Below are 23,608 nucleotides of genomic sequence, written 5' to 3' on the forward strand. Positions count from 1 at the left end.
CGGCGCTTCGGCCCGCATGTGGCTCGCCGAGTCTCTTCGGGGGATGGCCGATGACCGAGTCGGCGGCACGCCGGGGCTGCCCCCGCGATGCCAACCGGGACCGTGCGTTGCTGGAAGCGACTCTGGCCGTCCTGGGCGAAAGCGGCTACGGCGGCTTGACCACCGCCGCCGTGGCGGCCCGCGCCGGAGCGTCCACCGCCACCCTCTACGGAGCGCGACGCGTGTGCACGTATGCGTGGCGCGGATGTTCAATCAGCTCGCCGGAACTCTATTATGCGCCGGTCGGGCCCAGGCGCAGGGTCCCAGGGGGCGGGGAACAGGATGTCCGTAGAACGTCACGTAGCGGGGATGCTCCGGCAGATCGCCCGTCAGCAGGACATCGTTGAGATCGCCCCCCAGGGCTCCACGCTGAAGGCGGCCGCGCTGGCGCACGTGGCGGAGCAGTACGGCTACACGTACGGCACGGCATACAGGACCGGGTTCAAGAACTCGCTCGTGCAGGTCCGGATGTACCGGGACCCGCGGCCCGACGCGCGCGTCCGCGAGGCGGCGACCATCACCACCCATCCGCAGGCGGGCAACGGCGGGACAGTGCCGGGGCTGGAGCAGGGCTCGCTGAAGCCGCTCACCGAAGCGGTCGGCGCCGTGGCCGTGCTGAAGGACCTCGTCACCTTCGACGTCATGGCCCAGTACGTCGCCGACCGGAACCAGAAGGTGCTGGGCTACCTCGCCTGCGCGGTCCTGACCGTCCTCCTGCTCATCGACAGGTCACCGGTCGAAGCGGTCGCCTCCGGCGTGGCGGTCGCGCTGCTCATCACCGTGGCGTTCACGGTGGGCGCGATCCGCCGCAGGAAGATCGCACAGCGCCTGACGGACGCCGGGTTCCTCGCGGTCCGCGACGAACAGGGCGCCCAGCGGTTCCTGCGCCCGGGGCAGCAGTTGCCCGGCCACGCCAACCCGTTCGCCGCCTGAGGCCCTGGCCTGCGGCCCAGCCAGGCCGCAGACACCGCTGGGCAGCTGCAGCCGGCCGAGCCCGCCCGGCTGCTCGGCGTGTACGCGTCCCTGGCCTGGACGGACTGAGACCCGGTGAGCAGTTCGTGCAGGTACCTACTCTGACCGGTGACGTCCTTTACGCGCTCGCCCTGCACGCCGCATCCCGGCAGCAGACAGCGAGACACTCTCCCGGCTCGTCACTACGCTCTTATGGAGGCGGCGGAGCTCGCTCGAGACCGTCGGCGCGAAACCGCCGTCCGACCGGTGAGGAGCGCAGCCATGACGACGCAGAACAGCACGGCCGACGCCGACCGTGCGCTGAAGGCCAAGCACCGCGCGATGTGGGCCCAGGGGGACTACCCTTCCGTGGCCTGCGAGGTCATCCCCCAACTGGGGGCGGTCCTGGTCGAGGCGTGCGACGTGCGCCCCGGCCAGCGGGTCCTGGACGTCGGGGCCGGCTCCGGCAACGCCGCGATCCCGGCGGCCCTCGCCGGCGCGGACGTCGTCGCCTCCGACCTGACCCCCGAACTGTTCGAGGCCGGCCGGCTCGTGGCCGCCGAGCAGGGCGCCCAGCTCACCTGGCGGGAGGCCGACGCCGAGGCCCTGCCGTTCGGCGACGCGGAGTTCGACACCGTGCTGTCCTGCGTCGGCGTGATGTTCGCCCCGCACCACCGGCAGGCCACCGGCGAAATGGTCCGGGTCTGCCGCCCCGGCGGCACCATCGGCCTGCTGAGCTGGACGCCCCAGGGGTTCATCGGCCGGATGTTCGCCGCGATGAAGCCCTACGCGCCGCCGCCCCCGCCGGGTGCGCAGCCGCCCCCGCTGTGGGGGGACGAGGACCATGTGCGCGGCCTCCTCGGCGACCGGGTCACGGACGTGCGCGCCGAGCGCCGGACGGTCCGGATCGATCTCTTCCCCACGCCCGAGGCGTTCCGCGACTATTTCAAGGAGCGCTACGGCCCGACCATCTCCGTCTACAAGAACATCGCGGGCGAGCCCGACCGGGCCGCCGCCCTGGACCGGGACCTGGCGGCCCTGGCCCGCGACGGGAACCTGGCGGCGGGGCAGGACGGGACGGTCATGGAGTGGGAGTACCTGCTGGTCACCGCCCGCCGGGCCGGCTGACGCCCGTGCGCGGTACGGGTGCCGTACGGCGCACAACTGCCGTACGACCCGACGCCCTTGATCGCGCGCCCGACCTGCTCGGTGAACCATTCACTGGCCTGCTGTTCAAGGGCCAAAGGCAGACGCGTCGCGGAGCCTTGTGGCGCCCGCAGGAGCGCGCACGACCGACAGATGCGTCACAGGCGCACGCGTTACGCGTTCGGGTCCCAGTCTGCAAGCTGCTCCATCGGCGCGGTGTCGCCGGTGGTCTCCAGGCCGTCGAGCGGGACGCGCTCGTAGAAGTAGAGGACGAGTTCGCTCGCTGCGCCTCGCATCGCCATGTCGCCCGGCTCCGCGTCGGCGGCGAGGTCGTCGCAGCGGACGCCGTCGGCGTCGAGGGCCAGGCGCCAGGAGCGGCCCTCGGTCGTGTGCAGGTCGATGGTCGCCGGCTTGAACGGCCAGGGGACGGTTGTCGCCGAGACGGTCGTCAGGAACTCGTCGACGCCCTCGACCGCGACGTCCGTCGGCAGCGGCTGTGCGGCCCCCTGGGTGAGCTGGGCGTCGTAGGCGTGGACGGCGATCTCCTGGATCTGGTGCCGGGCCACGGCTCCGCTGGTCTCCGGGGCCTGCGAGCGGCCCCACCACGTCCAGCAGCCGCGGTCCGGGCCGGCCTCGCGCATCGCGTCGAGCATGAGCTCGGTCGACTCGGCGAGCCAGGCGTCCAGGGCTTCGCGGTCGCGGGGTGCGGTCGGGGCGCCCTTCGGGTCCGTCCTCGCCGGGGGCTCAGCGCCAGGGCCCGCCGCGACGATGGCGGCCTGGCGGCGGCGGCCATCGCCGAGGTGCTGCGCCAGTTCGCGCAGCGTCCAGTCCGGACAGGTCGGGACCTGGACGTCAAGGTCGGGGGCGGACGCGATCGCGGCACGGAACGCGGCCGAGCGGTCTTCGATCAGCCGCAGGACCTCGGGGAACTCCAAGAGATTTTGCACGTCGATTGTGTACCACGGCGCTCCGGCTGCCAGGTAGCGCATTTGTCGGACCAACGCGTCGACGGCCGGGCGGAGTTCCGGCGCCGAAGCCGTCCTGAATCTCCGCGCACCACTCGCCAACGGCGACGTCGACCGCTGATGGACCTACCATCTGGGCCAACAGCACCAGCCCGACCACCAGGCCGGCTTTCAACTCGCTGGTCGACCTGCCAAGCCACTCCCAGCAAGCCGCACCCGCCCTCTTGCCTGACGGCTGCACCGACGGCGGCGGGAAGAAACTGGTCGGTGGGGTGGCGGTCCCCGGGCAGGCTCGGGGACCGCACCTGTGCTCTCTTGCCCCTCTCTCGCCCTACGCGCAACTCGCCTGCCCCGCACGGCGGAAGCCGCGTCCGGAGCCCCATCACTCGCCTGGGTCCGGCGGACTGGCGGCCCGCGTGACCGCCCCGGACAGTGCTGGAGAGACAGCCCGCCATGAAAAGACCCGACCGAGAAGCCAGCCCCGCCCCGGAAGGCCGCCCCATGTCCGGACCCGTGGAACCCCTGCCCGACTGCGCCGACGACCCCACCGGCGCGCTGCGTGCCATGTTCGTGGACCTGGTGCAGGGCAGGCGGATCGCGCAGGGGCAGGACCCCGCGCTGCGGCCCGTCTTCCTCAAGGCCCACGGCTCCGCCCGGGGCGTCCTCACCGTTGACGCCGACCTGCCCGAGGAGCTGCGCGTCGGCTTCCTGGAGGCGGCCAGGGCTCAGGGCGGGCTGACCGCGTGGGTGCGGTTCTCCAGCGACACCGTGCCCTCCCGGTCCGACCTGCGCACCACCCTCGGCGTCGGGGTCAAACTCTTCGGGGTCCCCGGCACGAAGCTCCTGGCGGACGAGAGCGCCGCGGACACCCAGGACCTGCTGCTCCAGAACCACGACGTGTTCTTCGTCGACACCGCCCGCGACATGTGCGAATTCACCCGGGCCGGGGTGGTCGACAACACCCTCCCCGTCTATCTGGACAGCCATCCGGTCACCAGTACGGTCCTCCAGGACATGGCCAAGGCCGAGGAGAGCACGCTGACGGCCACCTACTGGAGCGTGCTGCCGTACGGCTTCGGGGACGAGCGGCACGTCAAGTACAAGCTCGTCCCGGCGGGCTGCCCGGACGGCGATCCGCAGGCCGTGCCGCCCGACGAGAACCCGTCCTTCTTCCGTGGCGACCTGCGGCACCGGCTGGCCGCCGGGGAGGCGGCCTTCGACCTGTTCGTGCAGGTGCGCACCGACCCGGAGCGGATGCCCCTGGACCGGGCCACCGTCCGCTGGGAGGAGGCGGAGAGCGCCCCGGTCCGGGTGGCCCGGCTGACCTTGCATCAGCAGGACACCGGGTCCCGCGGAAATGCTGCGTACGGCGAGAACCTCGCCTTCAACCCCTGGCACTCCCTGCCCGAGCACCGTCCGGCCGGCAGCATCGCCGAGGCCCGCCGCGAGGTGTACCGCGCCTCGGCCACGCGGCGGCGCGACGCCAACGGCGTCCCGGCGACCGAGCCCGGCCCCGCCCGGCCCGCCTCCACCGAGCCGCCCGGCCGCGACACCCGCATCGTCCGCGCCGCCATCCACCCGGCGATCGGCGTGGCCCGGGTCGGCGACAGCGCCGAGGGCTTCTTCCTCGCTCCCGAGGTCGACGACGCGCCCGCCGAGGCGTCCTACAAGGACGCGACCGGAGCTCTGAAACGCCAGGCGGTCCGCTTCAGGGTGTACGGATTCAACGCGGCCGGGCAGCCGGTCGCGGAGCTGACCGCGGACAACGCCGACCTGCTCTGGACCGTGCATGTGGCCAACAAGAAGGGGGCCTGGTACCAGTTCCAGCTGGCACTGGACATCCCGGAGGCCGGCGAGGCACCCCCGAGCGGGCTGCGCAACGCCCTGGTCCGGCCCCGGAGCCGACTGGTCATCGACCCCGGCTCCCGTTCGGTGCGCGGCCGCGACCGGGCCGGACTCCCCGAGTACCGGTTCGACACCGGCACGTTCCTCGGCACCCCCGTCTACCTGGGCGAGGTGCGCACCGACCGGGCCGGCCGGCTCCTCTTCCTCGGCGGCAGAGGCAAGGCGGCCTCGGCGGACAACCTTGCGGCGACCGACTTCGCCAACAACGACGGCTGGCACGACGACATCGCCGACGGGCCGGTGCGGGCCGAGGTCCGGATCGACGGACGCTCCATCCCCGTCGAACCCGCCTGGGTCGTCGTCGCGCCCCCGGACTACGCGCCCGGCCTCAAGTCCGTCCGCACGCTGTACGACCTGCTCCGTGACACGTACGTGAAGGCCGGCCTGCTGCCGCGCCCGCAGCTGGTCTCCTTCACCCAGGACGTCCTGCCGGTGCTGCGGCGGCTGTGCGATCTCCAATGGGTCAACCACGGGCTCGCCGTCCAGTTCGGCCACGGGGGCCGCGACCACCTGCTGGCGCCCGAGCGGCTCGCCCGGCTGGCGAGCAAGGACTCGGCCCACAAGGAGCTGCGCCGCCAGGTCTGGGCGTCCCTGCGACACCTCGACCGCGACGGCATGTCCACCGTGCCCTGGCCCTCGGTGTACGGCGACGCCATGAATCTGCCGCCGGTCTCTCCGCGCCAGCACCTCGCCCTCTCGCCGCTCCAGTACGACCTGCTGACGCGCTGGATGAACGGGTCCTTCGTCGAGGACTTCCGGCCGGCCGCAGCGACGGTGACCAGGCTGGAGGACGTACCGCTCGCCGAGCGCCCCGCGACGCTCGACCGGGCCGCGCTGTCGTTCTGCCTGGCCGACGCCTTCCACCCCGGCTGCGAACTCACCTGGCCGATGCGCCACGCCACGATGTACTCGGCGCCGTTCCGGATCAAGCACCGCGAGACGGGGCTGCCCGACCAGCAGTACGGGAGCGTGCTCACGCCCCAGGCCGCGCTCGCTGTCGACGGTCCGCTGTACGCACAGGGTCCCGGCTACCTCACCCGCTGGATGGCCGTCCCCTGGCACACCGACACGGCGAGCTGCCGCTCCGGCTACGACCAGGGATTCGGGCCCCGCTACGACCCGTACCTGCCGACGTTCTGGCCTGCCCGGGTGCCCAATCACGTCCTGGCCGAGGAGGACTACGCGATCGCGATGGATCCCGCGCGGCCGCAGGACGAGCGACGGCTCGCCTTCGAACGCCGGTCGGTGTGGCTGCGCTGGCTGCCCACCGGCTACCAGACACAGATCAACGAGATGGTCCGGGACTTCGGCAAGCTCGGGATCGTCGAACGCCGCCCCGGCCCGCAGGACACCCCGGGGCTCCCGGAGACGATGCTGGTGGAGTCCGAAGTGACCTTCGCTCCTGAGGCGGCACCGCCCCGCGAACGCAATCTGATCACCCTGCACGTGCCGGAAGCCGCGGATCCGGAGGTGCGGGCCGACGCGATGGCCGCGGCCGCGGCGCTGGCCGAGCCCCCCGACGAGGAGGTCTCGACCGGCTTCATCACCAAGATCACGCGCCTCCGGGGCCACCGGTGACGGGCGGCTGCGACACGGTCGTGGCGGGCGCCGGGCCGGCCGGGTCGGTCGCGGCGCTGTGCCTGGCCCGCGCGGGCCGCCGCGTCCTGCTCCTCGACCCCCGGCCCGGTGACCGTCCGGCGGGGCCCGCCGGGGCGGCGGCCACCGATTCCCACGACCCGCCGCCGGATCTTCCGTACCAACGGCCGCGGGGGGCCGGCCCGTACCGGATCGGCGAGACCCTGCCGCCCGCCGCACGGCCCCTGCTGCGTGACCTCGGGCTGCTGGCCGGTCTCAGCGCCGACGGGCACTTGCCCTGCACCGGCACCGAAGCGGCGTGGGGCTCCGGTGAGCTCTACGGTCGCGGGAACGTCCTGGACCCGCACGGGCCCGGCTGGCATCTGGACCGCGTCCGGTTCGACGCATTCCTGCGCGGCGCGGCCGAGGACGCCGGAGCCCGGCCCCTGTGCGGCGTGGCGGTGCGCCGGACCGGGCAGCCCGGGGCATGGCGGCTGGTGGTCCGGAAGGGCGGGGAGGAGCGGGAGCTGCCCTGTGCGTGGGTGGTGGACGCCACCGGCCGACGCGCAGTGATCGCCCGGAAGGGCGCCGTACCGCTGCGGCAGGATCGGCTCGTCGCCGCGTACGCCGTGCTGCCCGGCCCCGCACCGGCCGACCACGACCTGCGCACGCTCGTCGAGGCGGTGCCGGACGGCTGGTGGTACACCGCGCGCGTGCCGGCCGGGCGGCTGGTCGCCCATCTCACCGACCTCGACCTCGCCGATCCCAGGCTGCGCACCGCCGCCGGGTTCCTGGAGCGGGCGGCCCGCACCCGGCACATAGGCACCCGGCTGGACGGCTACGCCGGGCGGCCGCCGGCTCTGCGATGGGCCCCGGCCCATGGGCAGCGGCTTGCCCCGCCGGCCGGGCCGGGCTGGGTGGCCGCCGGAGACGCCGCGCTCGCCTGCGACCCGCTCTCCTCCCAGGGGATCCTGACGGCCCTGCACACCGGCGTCCGCGCGGCGCGGGCCGTCGACCGCTGTCTGCGCGCCGGCGGTCGCGGCGTCGAGGACGCGCTCGCCGAGTACAGCGCGTTCGTCGACGGGATCGCGGCCCGCTACCTCACGCACCACGCCCGGGCCTACGCGGACGAACGCCGCTGGCCGTCGGCCCCGTTCTGGGCACGGCGCCACTCGATGGTCCTCGCGGGCAGCCTCTCAGGTGCCCTCACGCAGGGTTGAGGCACCGGGCACACCTCATGACCGGCGGCACCCTCGCCCCCATCGCCCGCCGCCTCGGCCGCCGGGGCGAGGGTGGCCGGTCAGCCACACGAGCCGAGTCCCGGCAGGTCATCCGGATATCCCCGCAGAGCAGAGTGCTGTTCCTCACCGCCTTCGGCCCGGATGACTACGCCTGCGCCGGGTCCTGGACCAGGCGATCATGGCCGATACCACGCAGAGCATGCTGGGCAGGGTGGCGAGGGTGCGGGCGAGTGTGACGGGTTCGGGGTCGGTGATCAGATCGCGTGCCACCGCTCTGGGCAATCGACAGCCGAAGCGCTCCGATACTCGGCCAGCAGAGGTGCTGCGGCTGCTCGGGGAGGTTTCTGTCGGCGAGTTCCGTCCCCCGACCGGTCCGCGGCTGATCGAATGACAGCACGAGGCTGCCGGTCGACGCATCGTCGTGACGCGCTGTGCACGCAGTAGTCTCGGCAGGGGCCTCGGCGATCAGCGCTCTTCGAGCCCCCTCCTCGGTCAGAGGCGGTTCGGCCCGCAGGGCAGATGCGCGCGAGGACATGGCCATGGCGGTGATGTGACGAAGCCTCATCGGCCGAGGCGAGGTTCCTCCCCTCCCTTATGGAAAACCTCTGTAGAAAGGCAGCCACACATGCCCGCTGAGGTTGGCGGATCGGCGCACCTGCCGCCGGAGGAGCGCGTCGGGGACCCGGGCCAGATGACGGTTGACATGGCGGGCGGGGGCACGGCCCTCGGGCTGCCTTCGTCTGCCGTCCGCAATCATGCACGGGTCACGCGCGGCCTGGGCTACGTACCCGAATCAAGACTGCCGCTCGGTCTCTTCGGGAGGATGTTCCGACAGCTTGATCCCTACATTCCGGATGACGAGTGCATCGACGCCATCGCACAGCGTATGCACGAGCCCTCGGACGACGCGCTGGACGGCAAGATCCCAGCCGGTTACACCTATCTGGGCCAGTTCATCGACCATGACGTCACGTTCGACCCGAGCTCCAACCTCCAGCGCCGCAACGATCCCGACGCACTGGTCAACTTCCGCACTCCGCGCTTCGATCTGGATTCGCTGTACGGTCGTGGGCCTGCAGATCAGCCTTACCTGTACGAAAAGTCGCGGGCCGCGGATCCGCACCTCTTCGTGATCGGGACGGCCAAGGGCGATGCCAGGACGGAGCCGGATCTGCCGCGGGACCCTCGTGGTGTCGCGCTCATCGGCGATCCTCGAAACGACGAGAACGTCTTCGTCAGTCAACTGCAACTCACGTTCATGCTGTTCCACAACAAGGTCTGCGACTGGCTGACCGCCGGCGGTGCAGCCGAGTACGAGCGGCACCGCAGAGCCGATGAAGGGCTCTTCGACTGCGCCCAGAGACTCGTGCGGTGGCACTACCAGTGGATCGTCGTCCACGACTTCCTCAAGCGGATCGTCGACGCCGCAACGTACAAGGACGTGCTGCGCCTCGAACCCCTCATTCCCCAGGGCGATCCGGTCGAGCAGGTCAGACTTCGCTTCTTCGCCTGGCAGCACCGGATCTTCATGCCGGTGGAGTTCGCCGTCGCGGCCTACCGCTTCGGCCATTCCATGGTGCGTCCCAGTTACACACTGAACTCCAGGGTCGGTCCGCTCCCCATTTTCACGCCTAAGTCGGTGCGCGACCGCTGCAATGAGCTAGGCCACTTCGGCGGGTTCCGTCGGCTGCCCGCCAACTGGCAGATCGACTGGGGGCGCTTCTTCGATCTGGGCGGCGACACGACACACCTCCAGCATGCCCGAAAGATCGACCGCCACCTGGCCCCGCCACTGCGGGACCTGCCTCCCGACCAAGCCGGAGGGGCGATGGCCGACCTCGCGCGGCGCAATCTCACCCGTGGTGCGCGTCTCGGACTGCCTTCGGGACAGCAGGTCGCGTTGGCCATCGGTATCGAACCGCTCGACGACGAGGATCTAGACCTTCCGGCCAAGGGTCCGGCGCCTTTGTGGTACTACGTCCTGCGCGAGGCCGAGTTGCACGACGGAGGCAGGACTCTGGGCACGGTCGGCTCGCGGATCGTTGCAGAGGTCTTCCTCGGCATGCTGTCGGCCGACCCGTCCTCGTACCTGTGCGCCGCTCCCGGTTGGAGGCCGGTACTCGACGCCGCCAGGGGAGGTGAGTTCACCATGGCCGACCTGATCCGTTTCACCGGCTTCGGTGTTCCGTCGCAGCCGTCCCTTCGCTGACGGCCGACAGTGAGCCGTGGGCTACGGTCCCTGCGAGTGCGCATCTCGCAGGTGGCCGTGACAACTGAGTTGCAGTCCCAGGTCGCTTCCCGGCGCCCAGGCGGTGGGCGTCAAGCGTCAGCGCCCGCTCGTACGATGACCCGGCCGCCGCCGATGAGGGCGGTGCAGTGCTGCCCAGCCCAACGGCAGACGTCCTCGGACCAGTCGGTGATCCGCCGGCCGTCGCGGGGGATGCCTTTCACAGCGGTGGCGTGGGAGCCCACCGCCTGGACGCCGAGACGTGCGGCGTGCGCGTACACGGCTCGAAGACGCTCGTCGCGTTGCTGCAGAGACAGTCTTCCGTGGCTGGTGAGCGCGTAGTTGTTCGTTGAGAGGCTTCGGCGCAACGACTCGTTGTCGATCAGGGCCGACGCCGCCGACGTGAAGCCGGCGACTCGTTGCGTCACCGGCCCGGTGTTCGAGACGAACAGAGCATTTTCGCCCGACGCGAACAGCTCACCGATGTGCTCCATACCCGGTCCGCTCGAGCAGACGATGGCCAGACCGGCGGCGGCTGCTTCGACGAGACCCATGCCGAAGCTCTCGAACGAGGTGGGCGAGAGGAAGACGTCGGCCCGGCGCAACTGCTCCAGATAGGCCGGCCGGGGGAGCAGCGGCATCCGCTCGGCTCCGGCGGCTGCCAGCCGGTCGGCAACACCGTCGGGGCAGTGCCCAACGAAGACCAGGCGCACCCTGGCACCATGGCGCGCACGCAGCCGGCCGAAGACCTCAGCCGCGACCTGGGCCCCTTTGTCCTGCGAGCTCCTGCCCATGTACAGCACGCTCACCGACCGTTCGACGGGCGTGCTCATGGGCAGGGCCGGAACGGCCGGGTACACCACGTCGCACTTGGCGCTGAGCTTCTCGATCGTCTCCGGCTGATGTCCGCGGCCGGCGAGGTGATCGAGAAACACCCCTCGCGCATAGTGGGTGCGGAAGAGAATGCGAGCGCAGCGTCCGTCGGCGTACCGGGCGGCCATCGCGGCCTCGCGACGGACCACCGCTCTGGGGTCGGGTACGAGCGGGGCACCTCGGGACGCCGCGCCCAGAGTGAAGAACAGACCTGCCTGAAGTGGCAGAAGCAGGCAGTCCGCGTCGACCACCCAGGGCAGGGCCGTTTCTACCGGCAACCGGGATGAGTGCACGACGTCGACGTCGGACGGCACGTCGTCGAAACGAACCCACTCCTCGACTGCCGGGTCGTGCAAGGGGGAGAACGACGGGGACGCGTGGTGGTGGTCGGGGCGAAAGCGCACCCTGTAGGGGCACTGGAGGTAGGTGGTGTCGGGTGGGGGGACCGCCAGCAGCGAACCGTGTACGCCGTCGTGCAGTTCGTGAGCCGGCCCGATCAGGATCTTCACGGCGTCGTGGCGACGGCCACGCCGAGGCGGTTGCGCATGTGACTGATGAGGTCGTGCAGCCCGCAGCAGTCACCGGTGTATCCGGGGTCGTGCCGGGAGGCGGTGTACCTCTCGTGCGGGCACCATCCGTTGCAAACGCCGAAGTCGGGGCAGTCGCGCATGGTGCGGAGCGCCTGCGTGTTCGACCTCCGCAGGGGTACCAGCGCAGGTCCGCCGCGGAATGAGGCGAACGAGTCGGACAAGACGTTGCCGACCGTGTATGCAGGGTCACCGACGAAGAGGTCGCAGTGTGCTACCTGCCCGTCGGGTTCCACCAGGTAATACCGGCCGAAGCAGTCACCTGCAAGTGTGCAGACACTGCTGTCCCGTCCCGACAGCCGCTTGAGCAGGCCGTCGAACTCCCTGACCCAGATGGACGGATCGCCATGGGCCAGCCATCGGTCGAAATAGGCTCGGAGGAACTGGTTCATCTCGCTCGGCGTCACATAGTGCGACGTCGGTGTGGCGGGCGGCGCGTCCGGCTGGTTCGTCGGCTTCGCGGCGAGCAGGCCGTAGTGGGTAATCCCCTCTTTCACGAAGAAGTCGAAGATCACGTCCGGTCCCAGCTCGAGTGCCCCCTTGTCGATGACCATGAGCACGCTGATGGGTACGTCATTCTCGCGCAGAGCGTCCAGTCCGCGCCGTACGTCGTCGAAGGAGGGCCGCCCCGAGGCATAGCGCCGGTAGCGGTCGTGCACGGCAGGCGGGCCGTCCAGACTCACACTGACCCTGAACTGGAAGTCCCTGAAGAACTGGGCCCATGCGTTGTCGATCCGCGTGCCGTTGGTCTGCAGGGTGTTGTGGATCTTCTGCCCGGGGCGGCGCAGACGGGACTGCAGGTACACCGCACGCTCATAGAACGAGCGGGGGAGCACCGTCGGCTCGCCGCCGTGCCACATGAACTCGACCGTGTCGTGAGTGGGATCGGCGAGAGCCCGAGTGGTCATGTGAGCCAGCACCGGAAAGCTCATCGTCTGGTTCGGCCCGCTGCGCCAGTCGTGGCAGTACGTGCAGCGCAAGTTGCACAACCGGGTCGCCTTGACGATGAGCCCGAGGTAGCGGCCCACTAGTTCTCCTCGCTGTCGGGCCGCTTCGCCAAACGGTCCAGCAACTGCGCTTCGGCCGGTTCCAGTAGTTCATCCGCAGGTCGCGCCGCCATCCGCTGCCACGGACCCATCGCGGTGTTGAGCACCGCGACAAGAATGGCGTGTTCGGTCGGGGACAGGCCGGAGGCGAACCGTTGCAGCGACACGCCGAAGCCGTCGCTCGTGGGCGCATCCGGCGGCGTGCGGTCGCCGATGTCGCTATGCATAGGGAGGCGTCCACCTCTCGGGGCGGATGTAGGTCCACTGCACGATCTCGTACTCCTCGACCGCGCCCCCGCCGATACGAGGGTTCGCCTTCTCCCAGCTCGGCTCGGTTCTTGCCCATGCGATGGGGCCACGGGCCGTCTGCCTCCACTGCTCCTTGACGGATTCGATGGTGGCCTGCGTCGCCTCGTCGAGGCTGGCGATCAGCTGTCGGCGGCGGACGTCCCCGGGCTGGAGATCGCGGCTGTACTGCAGCAGGACCTGTGCGAGCGACTGCTCGGCCGGGGAGAGGGAAGTACTCCATTCGGAGAGACGGTCCGTGAACGCCTTGATGTCTTCGCTCTCGACCGGAACATCCGCATTCTCCGAGCGGCTCGTCCGTTCGTACATTGCTTGCCTCCGGTGTGATGGAGTCTCGACCATGGACTATAACTCTCCGCATTCAAAGAGTCGCTCATAGTGTTCATGCTGTGTCCTGCTGTCGCAACCGGAGTGAGCGGCACGGCGCAGGACAACCCGGAGCGCGTACGTCCAGCGCGCACGGCAGCGATCCGCGGGCGTCCGCGACGCCTTGCCCACCCGGCAACCGGCACGTCCTCGACTTGATCCAGCCGCAGTTCCGGCACCAGGACCGCGGCAGCGTCTGTCAAGCGCGGAGCTGGTTTCGCACAACCTCGTGGGCGCGTCGGTGGCCGCGGTCCGCGTCGTGGAAGTTGCTGCCCTGTCGACCAGCACAGTCACCCGAACGGCACCAGGCGAGCCGGGGCAGGGGAGTCGGTGACGTGATCGAAGCAGAGGTGTCAGTCAGTCACAGCCCCTCACCGCCGCAGCGCCCTCGCCGGACGGGCCGGCCAGAGGCACCCCGGCATCGGACCTGGTGTGGGGAGCTGACGGGACCGGGTAACGTCTTGGCCATGTTCTTCCAGACGCCGATTCACGAGTGAGAGCGTGATGGGCCCCTGCTGATGTCCTTCGACGTAGCCGCGCCCGTCCCCCACCGATGAATCCGTAGATCACTCCACATCAATCCGGGAGAACCCGTGAGCAAGAACATCAACAACCCCGTGGGCATGGGCGGTGGCCAGCGCAAGAAGCTCTCCCGCGCCGAACGGCAGAACAACGGTCCGCACCGCAACCTCGACCGTCAGAGTGCCGCCGACCAGAAGGCGGAGCTGCTGCGCAAGATGCGCGAGAAGGCAGGCACAGCTGAGGACGCCGGGCAGAGTGGCGACGACACCGCCCACAGCTGACACACCGCCACCGCAGGGCGGGCACCGCAGGGGTCAGGGCCCGGACCGCGACACGTGGTCCGGGCCCTGCTGCCGTACCGGGCGCGGGCCTGCCCCGCTCCGCTGGAGAGAAGTTCCACTAGAGGTACACGGCCGGCGTCCACTTCAAGAGCGGCTGCATGGGCGCCCAGCACGCGATGGCCGGTGCGTGCCGGGTACGACCATGCGCTCGTCGGCGTGAACCGGACCACCTCGCACTCGACGGACTGGAAGTGGCCCTCCCCGCCCGGGGTCGAGGCGGTCGACCTCGCCTCGAGTCGGAGGGGGCACTGGGCGATCCGAGGCGGCCGTACAAGGTCAGAGGCGCGCGGGGTCAGCCCGGCGGCGGCGCACTGGTCGGGCTCGTGCCGGTACACCGCCCGCTTGCGCTCCGGCACGGATCGGCGCCGGCGAGCGGCGCCAGACTCCCCACCTGCTCCCAGAGATCGGGCGAGGCGAGGTTGATCACCACATCCGGTCGCTCGGCCAGGTTGCGCACCGTCTGGCTCTCGACGCCCAGGCCCAGACGACTTCATGCGTCTCCGTCCCCATCACGCCAGGGGACCTTTACCCTTGCGGCACCGGAAAGTCGGCGAGGGGGACGTCTCAATGATCGTCGGGGTGCACGGCATTCGCTGTCTTCGTTATCTGGCACGGGCGGGCAGCCCGGAGCTGGCTGCGCGGGCGCTGGCCGATGAGTGGGCGTCGGCGCTGGGCGCGTCGTACTCGTCGCAGGTTTTCGAGGCCGCCTACTACGCACACCTGCTGGACCTGGGGACCTCTCAGGGCGAGGACGATCCCGAACTGCTGAGCCGTCCCGGCCAGGAGATGCTGATGGACTGGGTGTCGGCCCTCGGCGCGCCCGCGGAGGTGACGATGGGGCGGACCACGCTGCCGGTGCGCCAGGCGGCCGAGTGGCTCGCCAGGCGTCACGGCGACATGGCCCGCCGCTTCGTGGTGCTGTTCTGCCGGGAAGCGGACACCTACGTCGCCGACCCCGGCTCGCCCCGTCGGCAGCAGGCGCGTGCCGAGCTGAACCGCGTGCTGGCACTGCACCGCCCGCGTGTCCTCCTCGCCCACTCCCTGGGGTCCGTGGTGGCTTACGAGGCGCTGTGGCACCAGCCGACCGAACTGGACCTCCTCATCACGCTCGGTTCGCCGCTCGGCCTGCCAGGGGCCGTCTACGACCGGCTGTCGCTGGGGGAGGGCAACGACGCACGCAAGGGAGAGCGTCCGCCGGGAGTCCGGCGCTGGGTCAATGTCGCCGACATCGGCGACATCGTGGCGATCCCCCGTGACCTGCCCACCCGCTTCCCCGGCATCGACGCCCACCACGAGGTCTCCCTCGGCCTGGTTGCCTCGCACAAGGCGACCCGCTATCTCGGTGTGCCCGAGGTGGCCGCCGAGGTCGCCGCCTGTGTCTGACAGCCGCGTACCGCGAAAGGTCGTGCGGCGCGAGCGGAGGTGCACCCCGCCGACGGGGACGCCCGCAGCGCCGGAAGGCCGGCCGGGTCAGCCGGAGCGCCGCAGGACGATCACCTCCCACTCGCAGCCCAGAGCCAGTCGGTCGCCGTGCAGGAGGAGCGAGGGCACCGTCCCCGGTACGCCGATGTCGGTCCGCCGCACGCCCGACGCGAAGTCCCACAGCCGTACGCCGCAGTCGTCCGAGGCGGCGACGAGGGGCGCTCCACCGACGACCGTGCAGGCGACCGCGTTGACGCCGCCCGACACCGACAGCGGCTCACCGTACGGTCGCACCCGGCCGAGTCCGCTGCCGGGCTCCGGGCGGGAGAGGTCCCACAGCCGGACCCGGCCGTCCTGACCGCCCGTCACGGCGAGTGGTCTGCCGTCTATGAAGAGGCCGGCGAGGGCCGTAGCCCAGCCGCTGTGCGCGTCCACGGGTGGGCAGACCGGCAGCCCGGTGGTGAGGTCCCACAGCCGCAGGGTGCCGTCGTCACCGCAGGACAAAACCGTGGGGCCCGTGTCGAGTTCCATGCATGTCAGGGCGTTGACACCGCCCATGTGCCCGGCGAGCGGAAGTCCGCGTCGAAGTCCAGTGGCCACGTCCCAGCAGTGCAGGCGTCCGTCCGCACCGCCGGCCACGACCAGCGGCCGGCCGGCCAGCGCGGTCGCACTCACCGCGTGCACGGGGGCGGTGGCGGGGGTGAAGGCGTCACCGTACGGGGTGCCCCGTTCCGCGTCCCAACACCGCAGCAGTCCGTCCGGTCCGGCCGACACCACCAGCGGCCGCCCCTCGTGGAGAGCGACGGCCAGCGCGTGCACGCGCACCGGCCGGTCCTCCTCGGCCCGAGCGGCGCCGAGGAGAGGGCCGGTCCCCTCGGGTGGGGTGACACCTGCGGCCAGAGTGCGGGCATGGGGCGGCGGGTTCTCATACGGTGTGCCCGAGTCGAGGTCCCAGCGGTGCAGGAGTCCGTCCGCGCCCGCCGAGATCAGCATCTCGCGTCCCCCGACGACGGCCCGTGCGAGTGCGTTGACCCAGGACGTGTGTCCGACGGCGGGTGCTACGCGCTGCCGGCCCGTCGGTACGTGCCACACGCGCAACGCGGCGTCCATGCCCGCAGATACGACGACCGGAGGGAGCGACGGCGGATGGGCGAGAGCCGTGACCGCCCCCATGTGGCCCACGAACCGGCTGTGCTCGGAGCCGTCGCGGGGTTCCCACAGGCGGATCGTGCCGTCGCTACCGGCGCTGAGCACCCGTGAATCGCCGTCTTCGTCCTCCAGGCAGGCCAGCGCGTAGACCGGGCCGTCGTGGCGCGGGGCCGACTCCGTGCGCAGCACCCGGCCCGCGAAGTCCCAGGCACGCACCGCTCCGTCCTCGCCCCCGGTCACGACGTACCGTGTGCCGTCGACCACCGCGTACGCGAGGGCGTTCACACGGCCCGGGTGGTAGAAGGCTCCGTCGTCCCGGGAGTCACCGAGCAGCGAGCAGATGCGGACGGTGCCCTCCTCGTCGGCGACGACGACAGACGGGGCGTCGTCGCCCGGGACGCACACCAGGGCCGTGGTGCGGCCGAGGCCGGTGCGCAGTTCCTCTCGGGGCAGGTCGCCCGTGAGGTCCCAGAGCACCAGGCGTCCGGAGGAGTCCGCGGTCAGGGCCATGGACCGGTTGGCCAGGTCCACGGCGGTCACGGCCCTGACACCACCTTCTGCCCGACCGCGCAGGCCGGGTGCGGCCACGGGTGCGAGTGTCGGAAGGGAGCGCACGGTGAGCGAGCCGTCCGACCCGGCGACCACGACCACGGGCGCGTCGTCGATGCGGGTGCACGCCAGCGCCCTGACCTCCCCGAGACCCGGGTCCGCGGTGTGCAGGAGACGCCCGTTGTTCGCGTCCCACACCCTCAGCCGGCCGCTTCGTCCGCCGGTCACCACGATCGGGACGTCGACCAGCGCACCGGTCAGAGCGGTCGTCCGGTCCTCGGGGAGATGGAGCGTGAAGGCGTGTGCGGCGCTGATCCTGCTCCCGGTGGCCCACTGCGGACGCCACGGCATCGCCTCCCCGCAGCCCGGGCCGGGTGCGGCGAGGCGGTCGGCGAGGGTGTGCGCCTGGTGCCGGACCGCGTCCACTGCCAGAATGTGCCGTCGCTGTTCGTCGGAGGTGCGCCGGTGCACGTGTGCACTGGTGCGATAGACGGCGGAGGCGCCGCGGGCCGCCTCCGAGGTCGTCCGGCCCAGCTCCGGGTCGAGCCAGTCAGGGTCGGCGTGGACCAGGAACTGGGGTTCGGCGCACAGCTCGTCGAAGCGGCCCGCGTCGAAGGCGTGCTGTGCGAGATGGCGGCGCAGGTAGCCGTCGAGCCCGGCCCAGCGGGGCGGACCGCCGGGCACCGGGCCGCTCAGCGAGTCGATGAGGGCGTCGTACACGGCGTCCGCCACCCGACGGTCCTCGGCATCGGGCCGTTCGTCCCTTCCCCCGGCCGGCTCCACGGTGAGTCCGCGCAACTCGTCCGCGACGCTCTGGTGCAACAGCCGGTACAGCACGGTGCCGGTTCGGTCGGCTACGGTCCGCAGGAAGGCCCGCAGGTCGCTGAGCAGCCGGGCGACCTCGGAGGCGTCCACGGTGCCGGGCGGCGTCACGGGCGGCGCGGATCCGGCGGTGCCGGCCACCAGCGCGCCTTCCGCGGCCGTTCGGTCCTCCCCGGCCGCGCCATCCTCGTGCGTGATGAAGGCGCGGGCCACGGCGGCCACCAGGGAGACCGGCATGCCGTCCCCCTGCGCGAAGGCCAGGGCGGTGAGCACCGGTCTCAGCAGCCGGTGCGCGTGCCCGTGCGCGAAGCCCAGGTCGAGCAGGGCGGGCAGATCGCGGGGCACCTCGGCGCCGAGTTCCGCGGCCGAGACCGGGTCGCCCAGCCGGTGCCGGACGTCCTCCTGGGAGGCGTACGAGGCGTACAGGGCCGCCATCAGGTACGGGCCGGTGGTGGTCGCGCGCTCCGGGTCGGTCAGTGCGTCGGCGGTCGCCTCGGCGAAGGCGGACACGCCATCGAGGTCGTGCCGTTCGTCGGTGACGGCGTCCTGTTCCTGCGCACCGCCCTCCTCGCCGCCGGCCGTGCCGTTCAGAGGGTCCGCGCTTTCCTGCCCGTGTCCGGTGTGCGTGGCCTCGACGGGTGCGCCTGTCCCCACGCTGTCGTGGTGCGCCGCCGCTCCCGCTGCGCCCATCTCCCGGTCGAGGAGTTTCGTCACGTACCGGGCGAGGTCGGTGGCGAGGGTCTGCCGGCTGGTTGTGTCCAGGTCGATGAGAGAGCCGTCGGCGCGGGCCGTGGCGATGAGGTCCGAGCAGGGCTCCTCGTCGCGTGCCGCGAGCAGGAGACGGCACAGGGGCCTGCCGTCCGGGCGGGTCAGGGTGGTCAGCGGGATCAGCAGATCGTGGACGAGTGCGGCGGCGTCGCGGGCTTCGTCGAGCGCGTCGACCACCAGCACGGGCGGCGAGCCCGAGCTACGGCTGAGGACATCCATGAGGCGGCGGGGGTCGCCTTCGGGACCGTCCGGCCGGTCCGCCCAGCCGCCGGCATGTGCGCCCGCCTGCCGGGTCAGCGAATCGACGATCTCGGCCAGGGTGCGCTGCCGTGCGTGGACGGCCAGGGGAGGGGCGATCGCCGTACGGCTGAGCGCCGCCATCTCCGGTATGGACCCCGTCGTACTCCCCACGCCGGGATGCACCGCCCGCAACACGACTCCGAGCAGGGCCGACTTACCCGAGCCGGGACTTCCGGTGACGACTTGGAGCCGGGCGGCCGTGGGCCCCGCGTCCAGCCACTCGGCGAGGTGCAGGAGTTCCGCATGCCGACCGGTGAACAGGCCGTCGTCCTGCTCACCGGCGGTGCCGGGCCGCGCTGCGAACCCGGCGCCGCCCCGGGCGTGGCGGAGAAAGTGGTCGGGGTCGGCCACGTCGTCGCAGCGTACGTCGGCGGCGGCGGCGGGGCCGGGCTCGGGACGCGCCTGCGCCACGTCGGCCGGGCCGTGGGTGAAGCAGGGGTTCGGGAAGAACGGCAGATCGGGAGCGACGGTGTCGAGGACGTCGGCGGTGACCCGGTGGGCCATGCCGCCACGCTCCTCGACCAGTTCGCGGAGTCGGTCGCGAACCCGGTCGACGAACCAGTGGAAGCCGAGGTGGCGACGGCTGTGGTCGTACTGGATACGCCGTTCGGCCACGGCGTTCAGGACATCGGCGACGGCACGGGTGAACCGGCCTTCCACGGCCAGTTCCGACGGGCCCGAGGCCGCGATGACCCACGCCCGGTGGTGCCCGTCGGTCAGGCCGCTCAACTGGTGGTCGAACCGCGCCGCGGCGCCGGAGTGGCACAGGTCCAGCAGGAACAGCACCAGCGGTCGCCCGGGGAAGTCCTCCACTGCCGACAGCCAGTTCCGGACCGACGTCCACTCGGTGTGCACGCTGTCCGCGCCCAGGGTGTACAGACCGGTGGGCCGGACGACGCCGTGGCTGAGCACGTGGACGACACACACGTCCTCGGGTCCGGCGGTCGTGAGGGCCTGGCGAACGGCGACGCCGAGGCGGGCGGCGGACGGCTGCCATCCCGGGTGCGCCTCGGCCGGTCCGCTGTCCGAGGCATGCCCGTCGGGCGCCGGGGACCCGGCCCGGGACACGCCGGGCGGGAGAGTCTCTGCGGGGGCGGTGTCCGGGCCCGTGAGCCGCGTGCACCGGTAGCAGTAGGGCTCCTGCTCCAGCGCCTCGGCCAGGGCGGCCACCCGATCCGGCGCGAAGGTCAGCGGATCCGGCCCCTCGTCGTCCAGACCGTGCTCGGGACTGGGCGCGAACCATGACACACCGATGCTCAGGGCATGCCGTCTCACGGCGGGGGCGTCCACAGGATGTGGGCCGCTCAGCGGCCCCGGCACGGACGAGGGCTCGTCGGCGGCGGGCTCCACCGGCGCAGTGCTCGTCACGGCCCGCCCCGTCCCGTGTCGTCGCGGAGGCGTCCGGCGGGATCCGCTGCGCCAGGCTCCTCCTCCGCGCCGACCACGCCTGCGAGTTCGACGCCGAGCGGGTCGCCCGGGGCCCAGTGGGCGAGCGCCTCCTCGGCCAGGCTCCGTGCGGCGGCCAGGTCACCGCACGCGACGAGGAAGCGCACCTGGCCGCCCACGGCCGCTCGTACGGAGGGGTCACGGTCCGTCAGGGCCCCGATGGACGCGAGATGGCAGGTGAGGGCGGCCCTGTCACGTCGCCGACCCGCGTCCGCCCCGCCCGCGAGGCCGATGCCCGAGGCGGAGGCGAGGGCGGATACACAGCTGACCAGAGCGGCGCGCGCGAGCCGTCGGGCCGCGTCCGCGCGGTAGGTGTCCATGTGGCGACGGCGTGCGCGCCGTACGGTGGGGCGGACGGAGAGCAGGGCGTCGTCCGGCGACGGCTGCACCAGAGCGGACCGGGTGAGAGCCCCGATGGCTGCCTCGGTCGTCTCCATGTCGCCGGGCAGGACGTGCCGCAGCAGCGCCAGCGGCACCGGTCCGGGACCGAGCACGGCGAGCAGGTCCAGCAGCGGCGCCGCCTCCGGATGCCGCAGGTCGACCCGCTCCAGGACCAGGTCGCACACTGCCGGCAGAGGGTCGGCCAGTGGCTCGGCGGGTGGTGCGCCGGGGGTGGGGTCGGCGCCGAGCGCGGCCAGCAGCGCGGCTCCGGTCTCCTCGGTGGCGCCGCCGTCGGAGAGGAGGCCGGCGGCCATGGTGAGCGCGAGCGGCAGGTGGTGGAGCCGCGCCGCGATGCGCAGGGCCACGGGCGGGGACAGTTGCGGCACGAGGCCGCGCAACAGACCCATGGACGCCGCGGGCTTGAGCGGGGGCAGGTGATGGACGGCGAAAGGCTCCGGCCACGCGTCGACGGTGGACGTGATCAGGAGGGTTCCCGGTAGGCTCGGGAGCGCCGGGGGAACGTCCTGCGGCCGGGCGCCGTCCATGACGAGCAGCCAGGTCGCGGGCCGCCCCGCCGCGTGCGCCCGATTGACCGCCTCCTCCAGATCCACCGGTGCGCGAAACGAGGGCGTGCCGCCGGCGGCCGTCCACCGGACATGTCCGTAGGAGGCCCCGTGTTCGGCGACGTAACGGGCGGCGACCGCGGTGGTGCCGCTGCCTTCGCGGGCGACGAGCACGATGCGGGCCGTCCCGGTACCTTCGCCGGTGACGCCGAGGACCGGCTGCGCGGCCCGGCTCAGCTCGGCGAGGACGGCGTCGCGGTCCAGAAGGGGCGCCGCTACGGGCATGGCGTCGGTGGCGTCGTGAGGTCCGGGCCCACCGCCCGCCAAAGTGCCGTGGATGCCCGCCTCGGGCGCCGCCCGCCGGTCGAGGCGCTGGGCGAGTGCCTCGTACCGGTTGCTCAGATGGCGGAGCACCTGGGCCGTCACCGTGGCGAAGTGCTGCTCGGAACGGGCGACGACGACGGCCTCGTCCTCTTCGGCGACCAGCGCGGTGAAGGTCACCGGCGACTGTCCCGAGGAGAGCTCGCCAAGGACGTGGTCCGCGACGAGGGTGAGGGTTTGTAAGGCCTCCGTGCGGCGGATCTCGCTCAGCAGCAGCTCGCGGATGCCTGGCCGGAAGTCGAACAGCACGCCGCGGACGGTGTCACGATCCTGCCGCGGGACATCGGACGGGCCGGCCCACGGCACGCGGGTGACAAGTCCCGTGAACAGCACCTCGGTCAACACGGAGGGGCGGCTGTCCTGGCACACCGCCTGCTGGACGAGCCGCATCACGGGCAGGCTCAGGGGGACCACCGCGAGATGACGTGCCAGGCGCAGCGCCGCCGGGCTGAGGTGGGCCTTGGTGCGTTCAAGCCGCTTTTGTGCCGGGAGTCTCTCGTCGGCGGGGTCCTCCTGGCGCAGCCGGGCGGTGTCCGCGGCCGGTGTGGCCGGCCGTTCGGGCACGATCGTCACCATCGTGTCCCAGGTGGGCGATTCGCCGCTGACCAGGGAAGCCCACGGGCCGAGCCAGAGTGGGGTCATCTCCAGCACGGGGACGGCCATGCCGTGGGCAGGATCTCCCTGCCCGAACAGCGGTGTATGCGTCTGCAGGATGTTGGGTGCGCCCGGCGCGGGCGCGTGCAGGCGTACGGCCCGCAGGTCGAGGGCGCTGCGTTCCCACATCCCTCGGGGCAGGGACTGGACGAGCGCCACCGGACCGGTCCGGCCCCAGGTGCGCAGGAGCCGCAGCAGGGTGCCGTCCGACCAGGCGGGGCTGATGCAGTCGGACACCACGAGCACGACGCGCCGGCCCGTGGGGTCGATGATCTCCATGGGACTGCGGTCGCGACCTGGTCCCGCGGGGGACCGCAGGACGACCCCGCGGGTGGCGACCTCTTCCGTGGGCAGGGTCCAGTGCTGCACGGAGCGGAACGCCCCCACGCTGACGAGCACGGAGAGGAACTCCTGCACGGTCTCCCGCCAGACGGCCATGGAGGTGCTGTCGTCCACCACGAGCGCCAGGTCGAGCCAACGGCTCGGCGCCGGGCTCAGGACGGGCAGCCACAGAGCGGTGTCGGCGATGTGCTGCACCGTGGCCTCCTCGTCCAGTTCGGTCCGGTCCGGGGACGGGGCCCGGCGGGTCAGTGGGCGCAGCGACCGTACGAGCCGGTGCGGGTTCGGCAGTGCACGGGGGGCCGGTAGCCGTAGCGGCGATGCCGTACCCGTGCCGTCGGCGCGGTCACCGACACCCGGAAGGTACAGGTCGAGCTGCGGTTGCGGGGGTCCGTCGGGAGGCCGGCCGGACGGCCGGGGCCCACCCGGTTCGGGAGCGAAGTCCTCGGGCCGGGGCGGCGGTCGGTGCGCGGGATCGCCGTTGTCGAGCACGCCGGAGCCGCCGCCGGACGGCCCTGCCGGGGGTGGCAGACGCGCGGCGAGCCAGAGGGCGTCCGCGAGGTCCTCGGCCTCGATCGGGTGACCGTCCAGTGCCCGCAGCAGGTGCTCCAGGGGCAGCATCAGTCACCCGGCCCCAACGGTCTCAAAGAGCGTTTTGTCCTGGCCAGGGCGTTTGATAACTGGCGCGATGTTGCCGCTTTGGTCGGCCCGTGCCGGCGTGTGAGGATCCGCCCGTGGAGTGTG

The 23,608-nt window shown here is 71.9% G+C and carries 15 protein-coding genes; 8 read left to right on the forward strand and 7 right to left on the reverse strand.

The genetic code is table 11. The annotated features are described in order from the left end of the window. Positions 1-50: 50 nt before the first annotated feature. From P1P75_RS15675 to P1P75_RS15685, 3 genes are all read left to right on the forward strand, one after another. Entirely contained in the window at positions 51-386 is a 336-nt protein-coding gene (locus P1P75_RS15675) for a TetR family transcriptional regulator (RefSeq protein WP_319255628.1), read from the forward strand. Further along, positions 349-972, forward strand: coding sequence for a hypothetical protein (locus tag P1P75_RS15680; protein WP_319255630.1), 624 nt, complete (start codon positions 349-351; stop codon positions 970-972). The genes P1P75_RS15675 and P1P75_RS15680 overlap by 38 nt, the downstream gene beginning before the upstream one ends. 300 nt (positions 973-1,272) lie before the next feature. Then, positions 1,273-2,118 (forward strand): methyltransferase domain-containing protein, encoded by an 846-nt coding sequence (locus P1P75_RS15685; RefSeq protein ID WP_319255632.1) that lies wholly within the window; start codon positions 1,273-1,275, stop codon positions 2,116-2,118. Positions 2,119-2,309: 191 nt separating this feature from the next. Here the strand turns inward: P1P75_RS15685 and P1P75_RS15690 are convergent, their stop codons facing one another. After that, positions 2,310-3,083 carry a maleylpyruvate isomerase family mycothiol-dependent enzyme gene (locus P1P75_RS15690; RefSeq protein ID WP_319255634.1) on the reverse strand — a complete coding sequence of 258 codons (774 nt, stop codon included), beginning with the start codon at positions 3,081-3,083 and terminating at the stop codon, positions 2,310-2,312. Positions 3,084-3,602: 519 nt separating this feature from the next. Here P1P75_RS15690 and P1P75_RS15695 point away from each other — a divergent pair. The 3 genes from P1P75_RS15695 (at position 3,603) to P1P75_RS15705 (ending at position 10,031) form a co-directional block, all read left to right on the forward strand. After that, positions 3,603-6,584 (forward strand): LodA/GoxA family CTQ-dependent oxidase, encoded by a 2,982-nt coding sequence (locus P1P75_RS15695; RefSeq protein WP_319255637.1) that lies wholly within the window; start codon positions 3,603-3,605, stop codon positions 6,582-6,584. After that, the gene (locus tag P1P75_RS15700; RefSeq protein WP_319255639.1) at positions 6,581-7,801 is read left to right on the forward strand and encodes an NAD(P)-binding protein; all 1,221 of its coding nucleotides are present in this window, start codon (positions 6,581-6,583) and stop codon (positions 7,799-7,801) included. The genes P1P75_RS15695 and P1P75_RS15700 overlap by 4 nt, the downstream gene beginning before the upstream one ends. A gap of 646 nt (positions 7,802-8,447) precedes the next feature. Further along, complete coding sequence (locus P1P75_RS15705; protein ID WP_319255641.1) at positions 8,448-10,031, forward strand: heme peroxidase family protein; 1,584 nt, start codon at positions 8,448-8,450, stop codon at positions 10,029-10,031. A 110-nt stretch (positions 10,032-10,141) separates the two neighbouring features. On the opposite strand, the gene P1P75_RS15710 is transcribed toward P1P75_RS15705, so the two are convergent. From P1P75_RS15710 to P1P75_RS15725, 4 genes are read right to left on the reverse strand one after another with little or no spacing between them, the layout of a single operon-like run. Next, a complete protein-coding gene (locus P1P75_RS15710) occupies positions 10,142-11,431 on the reverse strand; it encodes a glycosyltransferase family 4 protein (RefSeq protein WP_319255643.1) in 1,290 nt (429 codons plus the stop codon). Then, entirely contained in the window at positions 11,428-12,537 is a 1,110-nt protein-coding gene (locus P1P75_RS15715; protein WP_319255645.1) for a radical SAM protein, read from the reverse strand. Before P1P75_RS15715 ends, P1P75_RS15710 begins: the two co-directional genes overlap by 4 nt. Beyond that, positions 12,537-12,782 carry a hypothetical protein gene (locus P1P75_RS15720; RefSeq protein ID WP_319255647.1) on the reverse strand — a complete coding sequence of 82 codons (246 nt, stop codon included), beginning with the start codon at positions 12,780-12,782 and terminating at the stop codon, positions 12,537-12,539. Before P1P75_RS15720 ends, P1P75_RS15715 begins: the two co-directional genes overlap by 1 nt. Beyond that, positions 12,775-13,170 carry a hypothetical protein gene (locus P1P75_RS15725; protein WP_319255649.1) on the reverse strand — a complete coding sequence of 132 codons (396 nt, stop codon included), beginning with the start codon at positions 13,168-13,170 and terminating at the stop codon, positions 12,775-12,777. The genes P1P75_RS15720 and P1P75_RS15725 overlap by 8 nt, the downstream gene beginning before the upstream one ends. A gap of 650 nt (positions 13,171-13,820) precedes the next feature. Here P1P75_RS15725 and P1P75_RS15730 point away from each other — a divergent pair. After that, the gene (locus P1P75_RS15730; RefSeq protein WP_319255651.1) at positions 13,821-14,030 is read left to right on the forward strand and encodes a DUF6243 family protein; all 210 of its coding nucleotides are present in this window, start codon (positions 13,821-13,823) and stop codon (positions 14,028-14,030) included. Positions 14,031-14,657: 627 nt separating this feature from the next. Further along, positions 14,658-15,473, forward strand: coding sequence for a serine peptidase (locus tag P1P75_RS15735; RefSeq protein ID WP_319255653.1), 816 nt, complete (start codon positions 14,658-14,660; stop codon positions 15,471-15,473). Positions 15,474-15,560: 87 nt separating this feature from the next. Here P1P75_RS15735 and P1P75_RS15740 read toward each other — a convergent pair whose 3' ends face one another. Beyond that, positions 15,561-20,468 (reverse strand): AAA family ATPase, encoded by a 4,908-nt coding sequence (locus tag P1P75_RS15740; RefSeq protein WP_319255655.1) that lies wholly within the window; start codon positions 20,466-20,468, stop codon positions 15,561-15,563. Continuing rightward, entirely contained in the window at positions 20,465-23,485 is a 3,021-nt protein-coding gene (locus P1P75_RS15745) for an SAV_2336 N-terminal domain-related protein (RefSeq protein WP_319255657.1), read from the reverse strand. The genes P1P75_RS15740 and P1P75_RS15745 overlap by 4 nt, the downstream gene beginning before the upstream one ends. Positions 23,486-23,608 lie beyond the last annotated feature (123 nt).

Origin of the sequence: Streptomyces sp. ID05-39B, assembly GCF_033794725.1 — a bacterium.
Taxonomy (GTDB): Bacteria; Actinomycetota; Actinomycetes; order Streptomycetales; family Streptomycetaceae; genus Streptomyces; species Streptomyces bobili.